Annotated in this window: 1 pseudogene; it reads right to left on the bottom strand. The window is 55.3% G+C overall.

Features of this window, described 5'->3' with window-relative positions:
* A pseudogene (locus D7Y13_RS50155) lies at positions 1 to 438 on the bottom strand (elongation factor 4); the annotation flags it as partial.

The following is a 438-nucleotide window of genomic DNA, read 5'->3' as shown; positions in this document are numbered from 1 at the left end:
ACTTTAACCTCTTTGGCCACCTTGATACCCGAGATCAGGTAGCCCACGTCGCCACATTCGATCACGTCTTTTGGCACCTGCACCAGGCCTAACGTGCCCACCTCGTCAGCGTTATATTCCTTGCCGGTATTCATGAACTTGACCCGGTCACCCTTGCGGATGCGGCCGTTCTGCACCCGGAAAATGACTTCGATACCCCGGTATGAGTTGAAGTGGGAGTCGAAAATCAGGGCCTGCAATGAACCGGTCGGATCGCCTTTCGGAGCCGGAATCCGCTCCACAATGGCGGCTAAGATTTCGGGTATGCCGATGCCTTCTTTACCGCTGGCCGGAATAATGTCGTCGCGGTCGCAGCCGAGCAGATCGACCATTTCGTCTTTTACCTCTTCGGGCATGGACCCTGGCAGGTCGATTTTGTTCAGGACGGGAATGATAACC

It is taken from the genome of Corallococcus praedator, from assembly GCF_003612125.1.
In the GTDB taxonomy this organism is placed as follows: Bacteria; Myxococcota; Myxococcia; order Myxococcales; family Myxococcaceae; genus Corallococcus; species Corallococcus praedator.
The sequence above is the reverse complement of the archived record's forward strand: the minus strand, read 5'-3'. Positions and strand labels throughout refer to the sequence as shown.